Origin of the sequence: Pseudomonas sp. GV047 (genome assembly GCF_003058245.1) — a bacterium.
GTDB classification, from domain to species: domain Bacteria; phylum Pseudomonadota; class Gammaproteobacteria; order Pseudomonadales; family Pseudomonadaceae; genus Aquipseudomonas; species Aquipseudomonas marginalis.
The window spans coordinates 34,213-49,041 of record NZ_QCWA01000011.1 but is presented as its reverse complement, the minus strand read 5'-3'; the positions used below and the strand labels follow the sequence as shown (position 1 = coordinate 49,041).

The 14,829-nt window shown below is 61.0% G+C and carries 14 protein-coding genes; 6 read left to right on the top strand and 8 right to left on the bottom strand.

Features of this window, described 5'->3' with window-relative positions; genetic code table 11:
* Nucleotides 1–20: 20 nt before the first annotated feature.
* Entirely contained in the window at nucleotides 21–503 is a 483-nt protein-coding gene (locus C8K58_RS24385; protein WP_092358501.1) for a GAF domain-containing protein, read from the bottom strand.
* Nucleotides 500–1,390, bottom strand: coding sequence for an ATP-binding protein (locus tag C8K58_RS24380; RefSeq protein ID WP_027607006.1), 891 nt, complete (start codon nucleotides 1,388–1,390; stop codon nucleotides 500–502). Before C8K58_RS24380 ends, C8K58_RS24385 begins: the two co-directional genes overlap by 4 nt.
* 163 nt (nucleotides 1,391–1,553) lie before the next feature.
* Between C8K58_RS24380 and C8K58_RS24375 the strand changes: the two genes are divergently transcribed.
* The gene (locus C8K58_RS24375; RefSeq protein WP_108574500.1) at nucleotides 1,554–3,863 is read left to right on the top strand and encodes a response regulator; all 2,310 of its coding nucleotides are present in this window, start codon (nucleotides 1,554–1,556) and stop codon (nucleotides 3,861–3,863) included.
* On the opposite strand, the gene C8K58_RS24370 is transcribed toward C8K58_RS24375, so the two are convergent.
* From C8K58_RS24370 to msrB, 3 genes are all read right to left on the bottom strand, one after another.
* Nucleotides 3,817–4,308 (bottom strand): MarR family winged helix-turn-helix transcriptional regulator, encoded by a 492-nt coding sequence (locus C8K58_RS24370; RefSeq protein WP_027607004.1) that lies wholly within the window; start codon nucleotides 4,306–4,308, stop codon nucleotides 3,817–3,819. The genes C8K58_RS24375 and C8K58_RS24370 overlap by 47 nt on opposite strands.
* Nucleotides 4,305–4,790 (bottom strand): glutathione peroxidase, encoded by a 486-nt coding sequence (locus C8K58_RS24365; RefSeq protein ID WP_098480042.1) that lies wholly within the window; start codon nucleotides 4,788–4,790, stop codon nucleotides 4,305–4,307. The genes C8K58_RS24370 and C8K58_RS24365 overlap by 4 nt, the downstream gene beginning before the upstream one ends.
* Nucleotides 4,791–5,008: 218 nt before the next feature.
* Complete coding sequence (gene msrB, locus C8K58_RS24360; protein ID WP_092358497.1) at nucleotides 5,009–5,401, bottom strand: peptide-methionine (R)-S-oxide reductase MsrB; 393 nt, start codon at nucleotides 5,399–5,401, stop codon at nucleotides 5,009–5,011.
* 202 nt (nucleotides 5,402–5,603) lie between these two features.
* Between msrB and C8K58_RS24355 the strand changes: the two genes are divergently transcribed.
* Together C8K58_RS24355 and htpX are read left to right on the top strand one after the other, a co-directional pair.
* Entirely contained in the window at nucleotides 5,604–6,815 is a 1,212-nt protein-coding gene (locus C8K58_RS24355) for a pyridoxal phosphate-dependent aminotransferase (RefSeq protein ID WP_065924445.1), read from the top strand.
* Nucleotides 6,816–7,118: 303 nt separating this feature from the next.
* Complete coding sequence (gene htpX / locus C8K58_RS24350; RefSeq protein ID WP_027607000.1) at nucleotides 7,119–8,006, top strand: protease HtpX; 888 nt, start codon at nucleotides 7,119–7,121, stop codon at nucleotides 8,004–8,006.
* 53 nt (nucleotides 8,007–8,059) lie between these two features.
* Here the strand turns inward: htpX and C8K58_RS24345 are convergent, their stop codons facing one another.
* Nucleotides 8,060–8,716: a thiopurine S-methyltransferase gene (locus tag C8K58_RS24345; RefSeq protein ID WP_027606999.1), complete on the bottom strand. Its 657-nt coding sequence runs from the start codon at nucleotides 8,714–8,716 to the stop codon at nucleotides 8,060–8,062.
* Nucleotides 8,717–8,821: 105 nt separating this feature from the next.
* Here C8K58_RS24345 and C8K58_RS24340 point away from each other — a divergent pair, with 105 nt between their 5' ends.
* Nucleotides 8,822–9,589, top strand: coding sequence for a class III extradiol ring-cleavage dioxygenase (locus tag C8K58_RS24340; protein ID WP_098480041.1), 768 nt, complete (start codon nucleotides 8,822–8,824; stop codon nucleotides 9,587–9,589).
* Between the two features lie 69 nt (nucleotides 9,590–9,658).
* On the opposite strand, the gene C8K58_RS24335 is transcribed toward C8K58_RS24340, so the two are convergent.
* Nucleotides 9,659–11,332: a DEAD/DEAH box helicase gene (locus tag C8K58_RS24335; protein ID WP_027606997.1), complete on the bottom strand. Its 1,674-nt coding sequence runs from the start codon at nucleotides 11,330–11,332 to the stop codon at nucleotides 9,659–9,661.
* A gap of 422 nt (nucleotides 11,333–11,754) precedes the next feature.
* Here C8K58_RS24335 and C8K58_RS24325 point away from each other — a divergent pair, with 422 nt between their 5' ends.
* Nucleotides 11,755–12,546 carry a crotonase/enoyl-CoA hydratase family protein gene (locus C8K58_RS24325; protein ID WP_065924442.1) on the top strand — a complete coding sequence of 264 codons (792 nt, stop codon included), beginning with the start codon at nucleotides 11,755–11,757 and terminating at the stop codon, nucleotides 12,544–12,546.
* A gap of 1 nt (nucleotide 12,547) precedes the next feature.
* On the opposite strand, the gene C8K58_RS24320 is transcribed toward C8K58_RS24325, so the two are convergent.
* Nucleotides 12,548–13,303 (bottom strand): spermidine synthase, encoded by a 756-nt coding sequence (locus tag C8K58_RS24320; RefSeq protein WP_027606995.1) that lies wholly within the window; start codon nucleotides 13,301–13,303, stop codon nucleotides 12,548–12,550.
* Nucleotides 13,304–13,427: 124 nt separating this feature from the next.
* On the opposite strand from C8K58_RS24320, the gene C8K58_RS24315 reads away from it, so the two are divergent.
* Nucleotides 13,428–14,774, top strand: a complete 1,347-nt coding sequence (locus tag C8K58_RS24315; RefSeq protein WP_027606994.1) for a class II 3-deoxy-7-phosphoheptulonate synthase — start codon at nucleotides 13,428–13,430, stop codon at nucleotides 14,772–14,774.
* The last annotated feature ends 55 nt before the right edge of the window (nucleotides 14,775–14,829 follow it).

Sequence of the window (14,829 nt, the reverse complement as noted above, 5' to 3'; positions counted from 1 at the left end):
GGCTGCGCCCCCTATTTCGATCAGCAGTCGGTCAAACGCAGGAAAATCGCCGCCAGCTGTTCGATACCGGCCTGATCCTGGGGGGTAAAGCGGGCCAACGACGGGCTATCGAGGTCAAGGACACCAATCAATGCGCCGTCCTTGACCAGTGGCACCACCAGTTCGCTGTTGGACGCGCTGTCACAGGCGATATGCCCGGGGAACGCGTGCACATCGTCTACGCGCTGGGTTTGCCGCGAGGCCGCGGCCGCGCCGCACACCCCACGGCCGAACGGAATACGCACACAGGCGATCTGCCCCTGGAACGGGCCAAGCACCAGCTCTTCATTGCGGTTGAGGTAAAAGCCCGCCCAGTTCAGGTCATCCAGCTGGCTGAACAGGAAAGCCGAAAACTGGGCGCTGTTGGCGATGAAATCACGCTCATCGGCCAGCAGCGACTCCAGCTGGGCACTCAGCAGGGCATAGCCACCGAGGCCGGCGCCGGCTTGTTGTAAATCGATCATGGTTGACGCTCCAGCAATTTAAGACCCACCCAGTAACGGGCGAATTGATACGCGCAACGACCGTTGCGGTTGCCGCGCCCGGTGGCCCAGCGCACGGCAAGAATGTCGAGGTCCTCATCGCGCTGCCACTGCAAACCCGCCTTGTTCGCCAGCTCACCGATCCAGTGCTCGACCACGTCCAGGAAATGTTCCTGGGTGAACGGGTAGAACGACAGCCACAAGCCAAAGCGGTCGGACAAGGCAATCTTGTCTTCCACCGCCTCGCTTGGGTGCAACTCACCGTCCACGCGCTTCCAGTTATCGTTGTCGCTCTGGTTTTCCGGCACCAGGTGGCGGCGGTTGGACGTGGCATACAGCAGCACGTTTTCAGGGGCCTGTTCCAGGGAGCCATCCAGCACGCTCTTGAGTACCCGATAGTCGCCTTCGCCGGCTTCGAACGACAAGTCGTCGCAGAACAGGATGAAACGTTGCGGCAACTTGAGCAATTGCTCGACCACACGCGGCAGGTCGGCCAAGTGGTCACGCTCGATTTCGATCAGGCGCAGACCGGCCTTGGCGTGTTGAGCGAGCAAAGCGCGCACCATGGACGATTTACCGGTGCCCCGCGAACCCCACAGCAACGCATGGTTGGCAGGCAGGCCATCCAGGAACTGCTGGGTGTTGCGCGCCAGGGTTTCACGTTGCTTGTCCACGCCGATCAGGTCGGACAAGCGCATGTCCAGGCTCACGTCCAGCGGCAACAGGAAGCCACTGCGGCCCTCGCGCTGCCAACGGGCGGCCAGGCACTGGTTCCAGTCGATGGTTTGGCGCGGCGCGGGCAACAAGGGTTCCAGGCGGGCGAGCACGGCATCGGCTCGCTCCAGAAAGGCACTCAATCGAGAATCCACGATTATTCCTCTGGCAAGTTCTTGCAAAAGATGGCGTATTGGCAACCCTGCGACAGACCGCTTGGGGCTGCGTAAAAAACGATTCATGCCGGGCAGGCCTGGGCGTGTGGATGTTCAGCTATGCTTGCCGGGCGAAGGGAAACGTGAAGTGGTTCAACACTCAATGGATATCAAGTTCGCCCACCGCTTGTCTTATAAACAAGCCAGATTGACGGTGCTGGTCGGTTTCGTCTTGGGAACCTTGCTCAGCCTGATCCAAATCGGCATTGATTATGCCAGCGAAGACGCATCCATCAACCGCGAAATACGTTCGCTGATCGAAATCAGCCATAACCCCGCGTCACGTATCGCCTACAACATCGATGCCGAACTGGCCCAGGAACTGACCCTGGGCCTGCTGCACTCCCCCGCCATCATTCGCGCGCAGTTGATCGACAACAATGGCGTGGTGCTGGCCGATGTCGACCGGCCACGCAAGGAAAGCACCTACCGCCCTATCAGTGACTTCATGTTTGGCGCCAACCGCCAGTTCGAAGATCAACTGTTCCTGAGCCACATGCCCAACGAGTCACTTGGCGTACTGCGCCTGGGAGTCGACACCTACGCTTTTGGCAGCCGGTTCCTGCGCCGCGCCGAGATCACCCTGCTCAACGGGTTCGCACGCAGCCTGTTGCTGACCGGGATTCTGCTGGGCCTGTTCTACGTCATGCTGACCCAACCGCTGGTGCGCATTATTCGTGAGCTGAGCACCCGCAAGCAGGCACGCCTGGACTGCCCGCCGGGGCATGAGCACGATGAAATCGGGGTGCTGGTGGACGTCGCCAACCAGCAATTCGAAAACATGGAAACCGAAATCCAGCAGCGCCGCCACGCCGAGGATCGGCTGACCGAATACCTGGGGCAACTGGAACATATCGTGTCCGCGCGCACCCTTGAACTCAAGGCCAGCAACCAGCGGCTGACCCAGTCCAACGATGAGCTGGAAGCCGCCAAGATGCATGCATTGGGCATGGCCCAGGCCCGGGCGGCCTTCCTGGCGAACATGAGCCACGAAATCCGCACCCCGCTCAACGGCCTGCTGGGCATGATCGCACTGTCGCTGGACAGCCCGTTGAACGCCGAACAACGCCAGCAACTGTCTATCGCCCATGACTCCGGCAAAGTGCTGGTGGAACTGCTCAACGATATTCTCGACCTGTCCAAGTTCGACGCCGGCCAGTTGGAGCTGGAGCGCATCCCCTTCGACCTCGGCGCGCTGGTGGAAGACACCGCCAACCTGTTATCGCAGAACGCCGCACCGAGCGTGGAGCTGAGCTGCCTGATCGACCCGCAGTTCCCGGCCCAGGTGCTCGGTGACCCGACCCGTGTGCGGCAGATTGTCAGCAACTTGCTCTCCAACGCCTTGAAGTTCACCCGCTTTGGTCGGGTTGATGTGCGCCTGCGTACCCACGACGGCGGCGTACGCATTGAAGTCTGCGATACCGGCATCGGCATTGCGCAGGAAGCGCAGGTGAAAATCTTCCAACCGTTCACCCAGGCCGGCGCCGGCATCACTCGCCAGTATGGCGGGACGGGCCTGGGCCTGGCACTGACGCACAACCTGTGCGAAGCGATGAAGGGGCGCTTGAGTATCAGCTCGGAAGTGGGCTTTGGCAGCCAGTTCTGCGCAGACCTGCCACTGCCGGCCCATTTGCCCGCGGTGCAGCCAGCGCCTCTCAAAGGCGAGGTCATCGCCATCACCAACGCCGGCAGCGGCCTGACAGAGTTGCTCACGGCCCTGCTGCCCTGCTGGGGACTGTCCCTGCGTTGTTTCACCATGGATGACGATTTGAGCGGGCAAACCCCCGACCTGCTGATTACCGACTGCCCGGAATGCCTGTTCCGCATACGGCCGGGCATCACCGCGCCCATCCTGCTGGTGACCGCCTATGGCAACTTCATGCCCAGCGAAGAAGTGGCGGCACTGGCGCCGTTGCACCAACAGGCACGCCCCTTGAGCCGCAACGCGCTGTACCAGATCCTGCAACGCAACTTGCGCACCGACGCGCACCTGGTGCTTGACCCCGTCCAACTGGATGCCGCACCGCTCGCACATCGGGCGCGCATCCTGCTGGTGGAGGACAACCCGGTCAACCAACTGGTGGCCAAGGGCATGCTCAGCAAACTGGGCTGCGAAGTGATCGTGGCTGCCCACGGTGGCGAAGCGCTCACGTTTCTTGAAGAACAACGCTTCGATATGGTGCTGATGGACTGCAACATGCCGGTGATGGATGGCTATGAGGCCAGCCGGCAGATTCGGCGCAGCGGACGCTGGCCGGACCTGCCGATTGTCGCGTTGACCGCCAATGCCCTGTCCGAAGAGCGCGAGCGCTGCCGTGCGGCGGGGATGAATGATTACCTGGCCAAGCCGTTCCGCCGCGAAGAACTCAATGCCCTGCTGGACTTGTGGGTGCCTGGGACGACAAGTCTTTAAGCTGCGCAAGCAACTGGTCGAGACCATCGCGCAAGGCATCGGCCTGATTCAGGTCGATGCCGCGATCACACAACAGGCGGGTCTTCAGGCCATGGGCCTGGTCCCGCAGTTGCACACCGGCCTCGGTCAGGCTCAAGTGCACTTCACGCTCATCCCTGGCACTGCGCCGACGCGTCACTAACTCAAGCTGTTCAAGGCGCTTGAGCAGCGGCGTCAGCGTGCCCGAGTCGAGCATCAGGCGCTCCCCCAGGGCCTTGACCGTCGGCTGCAGCGCAGGCGTGGCGTGCCACTCCCACAACACCAGCATCACCACATATTGCGGGTAGGTCAGACCCAACTGGTCGAGCATCGGCTTATAGGCACGGGTGACAGCGCGTGACGCAGCGTAGAGCTTGAAACACAGCTGGTTGTCCAGGGCCAGGGACACGCTGGGCAGGTCGGTCATTTGAGCAAGGCTTCGATCTCTTGGGTCAAGTCCTGCGGCTTGGTGGCAGGACCGAAGCGCTTGACCACCTGGCCGTCGCGGCCGATGAGGAACTTGGTGAAGTTCCACTTGATGCCCTTGGACCCCAGCAGGCCCGGTGCCTGTTTTTTCAGTTGCACGAACAGTGGATGGGCATCGCTGCCATTGACGTCGATCTTCTTGAACAACGGGAAGCTGACACCGAAGTTCAGCTCGCAGAATTCGGAAATCGCCCCTTCGTCACCGGGCTCCTGCTTGCCGAACTGGTTGCAAGGAAAGCCCAATACCATCAGGCCCTGGTCCTTGTACTGCTGCCAGAGTTGCTCCAGGCCCTTGTACTGCGGGGTGAAGCCGCATTTGCTGGCGGTGTTGACCACGAGGACGGCCTTGCCGGCGAAATCGGCCAAGGTCTTTTGCTCACCCTTGATGGTGGTGCAAGGGATGCTCAGCAGGTTGTTGCTCATGGCAGTGCCTCGATAAGGGAGAAAGAGGATGAAACATAGTAGGCAATTCAATTGCGTGCAATTTAATTGACCGCACTGATGACACCTCATCAACACTCTGTAGGAGCGAGCTTGCTCGCGAAAAACTCAAGGACACCGGGCTGAACCAGAATGCCCGTGTAATCGTTGACGACTTTCGCGAGCAAGCTCGCTTCTAAAGGGGCCCGACGCCAGTCGAGTTAACGGGGCACAAGATCCAGGCACACCGAGTTGATGCAATACCGCAGCCCCGTCGGCGGCGGACCGTCCGGGAACACATGGCCCAGATGCGCATCGCATTGGGCGCAGGTGACTTCGGTGCGGATCATGCCGTGGCTGACGTCACGGATCTCGATCATTGCGCTGTCGGCGATCGGCGCGTAGAAACTCGGCCAGCCGCAGCCGGAGTCAAACTTGGTGGTCGAATCGAACAGTGGCGCATTGCAGCAGATGCAGTGATACACGCCATCGGTCCGGGTCTCATTGTACTTGCCGCTGAAAGGACGCTCGGTGCCCTTGAGACGGCACACGTTGTACTGCTCCGGATCGAGCATTGCCTTCCATTCTTCAACGGTTTTCTGCAACTTTTCCATCGGTACACCTCGGCAACTGAAAAAGCCTGATCTGTATCTTTTCCATGGATCAGGCGGCACGTATGATTGCGCCTCTTCAAAACGCCAGTCTGGCACCCGCGCTACCGGCATTCAAACGTATTTATGGGTGCGGGCCTTGCAGCATTCACAGTACGGTAGTGCCCACACCGTCTGGATCGTTCATTTTCAGGATCACATCGCCATGCAGGTCAGCAAATCGAACAAGCTCGCCAACGTCTGCTACGACATTCGCGGCCCGGTGCTCAAGCACGCCAAGCGCCTGGAAGAGGAAGGCCATCGCATCCTCAAGCTGAACATCGGCAACCCGGCGCCCTTTGGTTTCGAAGCGCCGGATGAAATCCTCCAGGATGTGATCCGCAACCTGCCCACCGCCCAGGGCTACAGCGACTCCAAGGGCCTGTTCAGCGCGCGCAAGGCCGTGATGCAGTACTACCAGCAGAAGCAGGTCGAAGGCGTCGGCATCGAAGACATCTACCTGGGTAATGGCGTGTCCGAGCTGATCGTGATGTCCATGCAGGCCCTGCTCAACAACGGCGACGAAGTGCTGGTGCCAGCACCCGACTACCCACTGTGGACCGCCGCCGTGACCCTGGCCGGCGGCCACCCGGTGCATTACCTGTGCGACGAGGGCGCCGACTGGTTCCCGGACCTGGCCGACATCAAGGCCAAGATCACGCCGAACACCAAGGCCCTGGTGATCATCAACCCGAACAACCCCACCGGTGCGGTGTACTCCAGGGAAGTGCTGCTGGGCATGCTCGAGCTGGCACGCCAGCACAACCTGGTGGTGTTCTCCGACGAGATCTACGACAAGATCCTCTACGACGATGCGGTGCATATCTGCACCGGTTCCCTGGCGCCGGACCTGCTGTGCCTGACCTTCAACGGCCTCTCCAAGTCCTACCGCGTGGCGGGCTTCCGCTCCGGCTGGATCGCGATTTCCGGGCCCAAGCACAATGCCCAGAGCTACATCGAAGGCATCGACATGCTGGCCAACATGCGCCTGTGCGCCAACGTGCCGAGCCAGCACGCAATCCAGACCGCCCTCGGCGGCTACCAGAGCATCAATGACCTGATCCTGCCCCAGGGCCGCCTGCTGGAACAGCGCAACCGTACCTGGGAGCTGCTCAATGCAATCCCGGGCGTGAGCTGCGTCAAGCCCATGGGCGCGCTGTACGCCTTCCCGAGGATCGACCCGAAGGTCTGCCCGATCCTCAACGACGAGAAATTCGTGCTCGACCTGCTGCTCTCGGAAAAGCTGCTGGTGGTCCAGGGCACGGCGTTCAACTGGCCGTGGCCGGATCACTTCCGAGTGGTGACCCTGCCCCGCGTGGATGACCTGGACATGGCCATTGGCCGTATCGGCAATTTCCTCAAGTCCTATCGCCAGTAACCGACGTGGCGCTGTACGACCGGCATTCGGTCGTACAGCGATTATCTGGCAACACTTCTCTGGCTATGCACATTCCCCGTACTGCATTTGCGTTTCTACATCCACAAGCCCCTGTAGTTACGGGCCCGTAAGGCAAAAAATAGCTTTTCACGGGTAGTATTCATCATCGGAAAATCCCTTCAAGGCTCTACATTCAGGCTGTAGGACACAGTTTGAAATAGTCGCTCGGTTGAATCACCCCAAGCCGCACCTTATATACCCCGCAGTACGCGACATATTAAGCATGAGGAGAACTCTACAACCATGATGCGCATCCTGCTGTTCTTGGCTACCAACCTGGCGGTCGTGCTGATTGCCAGCATCACCCTGAGCCTTTTCGGCTTCAACGGGTTCATGGCGGCCAACGGGGTTGATCTGAACCTCAATCAGCTGCTGATTTTCTGTGCGGTCTTTGGTTTTGCCGGTTCGCTGTTCTCGCTGTTCATCTCCAAGTGGATGGCGAAGATGAGCACCAGCACCCAGATCATCACTCAACCACGCACCCGCCATGAACAATGGCTGATGCAGACCGTGGAGCAGTTGTCTCAGGAAGCAGGTATAAAAATGCCCGAGGTCGGGATTTTCCCTGCCTACGAGGCCAACGCCTTTGCGACGGGCTGGAACAAGAACGACGCCCTCGTGGCGGTCAGCCAAGGGCTGCTCGAGCGCTTTTCACCCGATGAGGTGAAGGCGGTCCTCGCGCACGAGATCGGCCACGTAGCCAACGGCGACATGATTACCCTTGCGCTGGTGCAGGGCGTGGTGAACACCTTCGTGATGTTCTTTGCGCGGATCATCGGCAACTTTGTCGACAAGGTGATCTTCAAGAACGAAGGCGGCCGCGGGATCGCCTACTTCGTAGCGACCATCTTTGCCGAAGTGGTGCTGGGTTTCCTGGCCAGCGCGATTGTGATGTGGTTCTCGCGCAAACGAGAGTTCCGTGCAGACGAAGCCGGCGCGCGCCTGGCTGGCACCAGTGCAATGATCAGTGCGCTGCAGCGCCTGCGCTCCGAACAGGGCCTGCCGGTGCATATGCCCGACAGCCTGACCGCCTTTGGCATCAACGGTGGTGTCAAGCAGGGCCTGGCTCGCATGTTCATGAGCCACCCGCCGCTGGAAGAGCGTATCGACGCGCTGCGTCGTCGGGGCTGATACCCGGTAATGCAAAAGGGGCGATTGGATCGCCCCTTTTTTGTGCGCGGGTTTTACCCCTTGGTGAGCCGATAAACGCGCTCTTCAAGACACGTGACACCGTCCTGCACGAACTTCCAGCTCTCACCCAGGATATCCTGGGCTTCGAGCACCTCCAGGCGCCACTGCAAACCCAGCAGCACCTTCACCTCATCATCCGGCACCGCAAAGGGCGGGCCGGCTTTTTGCGTCTGGTCGTAGTCCAGGGTGATCAGCAGTCCCTGGCAGCCTGGCCGCAACAGGCTGTTCAACTGCTCGGCGTACTGCGCGCGCATCAGCGGCGGCAGGGCGATCAGTGCGGCACGGTCGTAGAGCGCCGTGCAGTCAGCCAGTGCCCCGGCATCCAAGGCAAAGAAATCGCCGCACCATATTTCGATCAAATCAGCCTGGTACACCTTGAACACGCCGTGCCGAGTGATGCGCGGCGTCAGGTTCTGCTCGCTGAAAAAGGCTTCTACCGCCTGCTCCGACAGCTCAACGCCGAATACGTGATAGCCGTTGCTGGCCAGCCACATCAGGTCCAGGCTTTTACCACACAGCGGCACCAGCACCTTGGCGCCCTGGGCAAGGCCAAGCACAGGCCAATACCGCAGCAGGTAAGGATTGACCTCGGGCAGGTGAAAGCCAATCTGATTGCGCGCCCAGCGCTCCTGCCAAAATTTGGGCTCCATGGAATCACCTCCGAAAATTCGATCAAAAAGCGCTAAAACTTATATTAGATTTAGATCAATGATCTGATTGAAGATGGGCCCATGTTAAACCTCAGGACCTTCCTTATGTTGCCCAGCCTGTTTATCTCCCACGGATCGCCCATGCTTGCCCTGCAACCCGGCGCCAGCGGCCCCGCCCTGCAGCGCCTGGCCGCTGAACTGCCGCGGCCGAAGGCAATTGTGGTGGTGTCGGCACATTGGGAAAGCCAGGAACTGCTGGTCAGCGGCAGTGCCGCGCCCGAGACCTGGCACGACTTCGGCGGTTTCCCCCGGGAGCTGTTCGCCGTGCAGTACCCGGCACCGGGCGACCCGCAATTGGCCGGCGAAATTGTCGAACTGCTTCATGCCGACGGCTTGCAGGCGCGAATCGATGAGCGCCGCCCGTTTGACCATGGCACCTGGGTGCCGCTCTCGCTGATGTACCCGGCAGCGGATATTCCAGTGGTGCAAGTCTCCTTGCCCAGCCACATGGGCCCTGCCCTGCAAACCCGCATCGGGCATGCCTTGGCCAGCTTGCGCGAACGGGGCGTGCTGTTGATCGGCTCCGGCAGCATCACCCATAACCTGGGGGAGCTGAACTGGCAGGCCGGACCTGAGAGTATCGAGCCTTGGGCACGCGACTTCCGTGACTGGATGGTGGAGACACTCGCCGCCAACGACGAGGCGGCCTTGCATGATTACCGTCGCCAGGCGCCCCACGCCGTGCGCAGCCATCCCAGCGATGAACATTTGTTGCCGCTGTACTTTGCGCGCGGCGCCGGGGGTGACTTCAGCGTTGCACACCAGGGGTTCACCATGGGCGCGCTGGGTATGGACATCTACCGCTTCGGTTAACAGCGGACAAAAAAAATCCCCGAACCAGTCGGGGATTTTTTATGTGCGATCAATCAGCCCAAGGGCGGATCAATCTTCGCGGTAGCGACGCAGCTTCAATTGCTTGCCGGCAACGCGGGTGTCTTTCAGCTTGGTCAGCAGTTTTTCCAGACCGTCTTCCGGCAGCTCCACCAGGGAGAAGCTGTCACGGACCTGGATGCGACCGATGGCTTCACGTGCCAGGCCACCCTCGTTGAGGATAGCGCCCAGCAGGTTCTTGGCAGCGATACCATCACGTGCGCCCAGCGCGGTACGGCAACGGGCACGGCCTTCTGCCAATGGAACCGGAGCGCGACGCTCACGATCACCACGGTCCGGACGGTCGCCGGTACGCTCTGGACGATCACCGCGTGGCGCGTTGTTCGGCACCAGTGGGCGCTCTTTCTCGATGGCCGCCAGGGTCAGGGCCTGACCGTTGGTAGCCTTGCGCAGCAGGGCTGCAGCCAGGGCACGCGGGGTGCAACCGATATCGGCGGTCAGGCGGTCCAGCAGGTCGCCGTGGGTCGATTCAGCGTCAGCCACCAGCGGCGACAGGCTGTTGGTCAGTTTCTTGATGCGGGCATCGAGAACGGCCTGGGCATCCGGCAGGCGGACTTCGGCGACTTTCTGACCGGTTACACGCTCGATCACTTGCAGCATGCGGCGCTCACGTGGCGTCACCAGCAGCAGTGCACGACCTTCGCGACCGGCACGGCCGGTACGGCCGATACGGTGAACGTAGGATTCCGGATCGTAAGGCATGTCAACGTTGAACACGTGGGTGATACGCGGAACGTCGAGACCACGAGCCGCTACGTCGGTCGCCACAACGATGTCCAGACGGCCATCCTTGAGGGAGTCGATCACGCGCTCACGTTGGTTCTGGGCGATGTCACCGTTCAGCGCAGCGGCTTTGTAGCCTTTGGCTTCCAGGGCACTGGCCAGGTCCAGGGTCGCTTGCTTGGTACGCACGAACATGATCAGGGCGTCGAAGTCTTCGACTTCCAGCAGGCTCAATACAGCCGAGGTCTTCTGGTCAGCGTGAACCAACAGGTGAGCCTGTTCGATCGCGGTAACGGTCTGAGTCTTGGTCTGGATCTTCACGTGTTGCGGATCGCGCAGGTGGCGTTCGGCAATGGCACGGATCGACTGTGGCAGAGTGGCCGAGAACAGGACGGTCTGACGGGTCGGAGGCAGTGCCTTGAAGATGACTTCCAGGTCATCCATGAAGCCCAGCTTCAACATTTCGTCGGCTTCGTCCAGAACCAGGTGGTTCACGGTCGACAGGACTTTCTCGTCGCGACGCAGGTGGTCGCACAGACGGCCCGGGGTGGCCACGACGATCTGAGCGCCATTACGGATGGCCTTCAGTTGCGGGCCCATCGGCGCGCCGCCGTAGACGGCAACAACGGTAACGCCTGGCATTTGCTTGGCGTAGGTTTCAAAAGCGGTTGCTACTTGCAGCGCCAACTCACGCGTTGGCGCCAGGATCAGGGCTTGCGGCTCGCGCTTGGCAGGATCGATGCAGTGCAGGATAGGCAGGGCGAACGCGGCGGTTTTACCGGTACCGGTTTGCGCCTGGCCAATCATGTCCTGGCCGGCCATGATGATCGGGATCGATTGCTGCTGAATCGCCGAAGGTTCTTCGTAGCCGGTCGCGATGACGGCAGCGAGAATGTTCGGGTTAAGATTAAAAGCGGCGAAGCCGCCGGTTTCCTGGGTCATGGGTCTGCCTCTAAGTGCATCCGCAAAGACCCATGCTCCAAAGCTGCGCATGCCGTGTTGAGACTCAAGAGTCGCCCTGGCTGCTTTGTCGGCGGGGATTTGCGAAAACGAATGAATGAAAAAGATTCGTCAAGGGAGAGTCCGCTGTGCGGACGTGCAGCCGAAGCTGACTTCGGGGAATTGCGCTACCTAAACGCGGCCCGGTTAAAGGCCGGCGCGCACTATACCGGAAATACCTGAAAAAGGGAGCTTTTTTTATCGCCAGGCGCCGATAAACCGCGCTGCATCACAGTCTTTGCAGATAAGCGCGGCAGGGTCTATTTTTCAAAGGCCCGGCCCTGCTGGTCATAACGCTTAAACGGTTCACCTTGCATCGAGACCCTTTGGTCTGAAACCCTTCATTGCGCCCGAGGGCACACCCGATGAATCAAGCCAGCAGCAGCCGCGTCAGCCGTGAACTCCAGGGCCATGTCCTGCTGTTGGGACTGGATCGGGTCGCCAAGCGCAACGCCTTTGACCTGGACCTGCTCAATGAACTGAGCCTGGCTTATGGCGAATTTGATCGAAATGACGAAGCACGGGTGGCCGTAGTATTTGCCCACGGTGACCACTTCACCGCCGGCCTGGACCTGGCCAATGTCAGCGCCGTGATGGCTGGAGGCTGGCAACCGCCCCTGGGCGGTTGCGATCCCTGGGGCGTTTTCGCCGGCCCCAGGGTCAGCAAACCGGTGATCGTCGCGGCCCAGGGCTACTGCCTGACCATCGGTATCGAGTTGATGCTCGCGGCGGATATCAACCTGTGCGCGAGCAATACCCGCTTTGCGCAGATGGAAGTGCAACGTGGGATTTTTCCGTTTGGAGGCGCGACATTGCGCTTTCATCAGATCGCCGGCTGGGGCAACGCCATGCGCTGGCTGCTCACCGGCGATGAGTTCGACGCCCATGAAGCCCTGCGCCTGGGCCTGGTGCAGGAAGTCATGGCCAGTGAAGACCTGCTGCCCCGCGCCATCGAACTCGCCAGCCGCATCGCGCGCCAGGCGCCGCTTGGCGTCCAGGCCACCTTGATGTCGGCCCGCCTGGCACACATGGAAGGCGAAACCGTTGCCGCCGCCGCGCTGCCGCCGATGGTGGATAAATTGCTGAACAGCGAGGATGCCAAGGAAGGCGTGCGGGCGATGGTCGAGAAGCGGCCGGGGGTGTTCAAGGGCATCTAGCTTATGTAGCCGGACGAATCGCCTTGATCAACGCCTGCAACGAGTAACCCAGACGCGGCGCCAACAACTCAGCCCGAGCAGAAAGCGCCTCCATATCCAGCGCCTGGTCCAGCTCCGAAGGCACCAACAGGATCACATTGCCCTCCTTCACCGGCAGTTCCCAATAATGCCGGTGGTACAAACCACGCAGCAGCGCCGCGCCCAAGGGTTTGCCATCGTCGGTGGCCCACTGGTTGATCACCAGCCAACCGCCGGGGTTGAGTTTCTTCTGGCAGTTTTCCAGGAAGGTCCAGGCCAGGTGTCCGACGCCGGGACCGACATCCGTGTAGAGGTCGACGAAAATCAGGTCCGCCGATTCAGCGCTCTCCAACAGTTCCAAGGCGTCGCCGATGCGGATATACAGGCGCGGATCATCATCCAGCCCCAGGTATTCGATGGCCAGGCGCGGCACATCGGGGCGCAGCTCGATGGCTTCGACATCCTCCAGCGGCAGGAACTTGAGGCAGGCCTGGGTCAAGGTGCCAGCTCCCAGGCCGAGGAACAGTGCGCTCTCCGGCTGCTCATGGCACAACGCGCCGATCAGCATCGCGCGGGTGTAGTCGTACTCCAGCCAGCTCGGGTCAGCGGTGAACACGCAGCTTTGCTCGATGGCGTCGCCAAACTCGAGAAACCGGTAATCGGCCACCTCGAGCACACGAATCATGCCGAAATCATCATGGACTTCGGCCAGCAGGCGCTCGACACGCTCCTCGCTCATCACTACTCCTAAAGGGGTTACCCCACGGCAAAGGCGCGATTGTCGGCCAACCGGCGGCAACAGGTCACGCACTAATTGCTGATAACATTGGCGCCCGACCGTCAACCACCCAATCGAGTTCATGATGAGCCAACCCTGGAGCCCCGACAGCTGGCGCGCCCTGCCAATCCAGCAACAACCCCAGTACCCGGACGCTGCGCACTTGTTGCAAGTGGAGCAGAGCCTGGCCAGCTATCCGCCGCTGGTGTTTGCCGGGGAAGCCCGCGAGTTGCGCCGTCAGTTTGCCGAGGTGACCCAGGGTCGCGCGTTCCTGCTGCAAGGTGGCGACTGCGCCGAGAGCTTTGCCGAGTTCTCCGCCGCAAAAATCCGCGACACCTTCAAGGTGCTGCTGCAGATGGCCATCGTGATGACCTTCGCCGCCGGCTGCCCGGTGGTGAAAGTCGGGCGCATGGCCGGCCAGTTCGCCAAGCCGCGCTCGGCCAACGATGAGACCCTCGACGGCATCACCCTGCCCGCCTACCGTGGTGACATCGTCAACGGCATCGGCTTCGACGAAAAAAGCCGCGTGCCGGACCCGGACCGCCTGCTGCAGTCCTACCACCAGTCCACCGCCACCCTCAACCTGCTGCGCGCCTTTGCCCAGGGCGGTTTTGCCGACCTGCACCAGGTGCACAAGTGGAACCTGGACTTTATCGCCAACTCCGCCCTGGCCGAAAAATACAGCCAGTTGGCCGACCGCATCGACGAAACCCTGGCGTTCATGCGCGCCTGCGGCATGGACAGTTCGCCGCAGTTGCGCGAAACCAGCTTTTTCACAGCCCATGAAGCGCTGCTGCTCAACTACGAACAAGCCTTCGTGCGCCGCGACAGTCTGACCAACGACTACTACGACTGCTCGGCCCACATGCTGTGGATCGGCGACCGCACCCGTCAGTTGGATGGCGCCCATGTCGAATTCCTGCGCGGGGTGAACAACCCGATCGGCGTGAAGGTCGGCCCGAGCATGAACCCCGATGACCTGATCCGCCTGATCGACATCCTCAACCCCGACAACGACCCCGGCCGCCTCAACCTGATCGCGCGCATGGGTGCAGGCAAAGTCGGCGACCACCTGCCCAAGCTGATTCGCGCGGTGCAGCGCGAAGGCAAGCAGGTGCTGTGGAGCTCCGACCCGATGCACGGCAACACCATCAAGGCCAGCAGCGGCTACAAGACCCGCGACTTTGCGCAGATCCTCGGCGAGGTCAAGGAGTTCTTCCAGGTGCACCAGGCCGAGGGCACGTATGCCGGCGGGATTCATATCGAGATGACCGGGCAGAACGTCACCGAGTGCATCGGCGGCGCACGGCCGATCACCGAAGATGGCTTGTCGGACCGCTACCACACCCACTGCGACCCACGGATGAATGCCGATCAGTCGCTGGAGTTGGCGTTCCTGATTGCCGAGACCTTGAAGCAGGTCAAACGCTAGCAGACGTTTGGAAAATAGGGCTTGTTGTGGCAAGCCCGCTCGCCACGAAAGTACC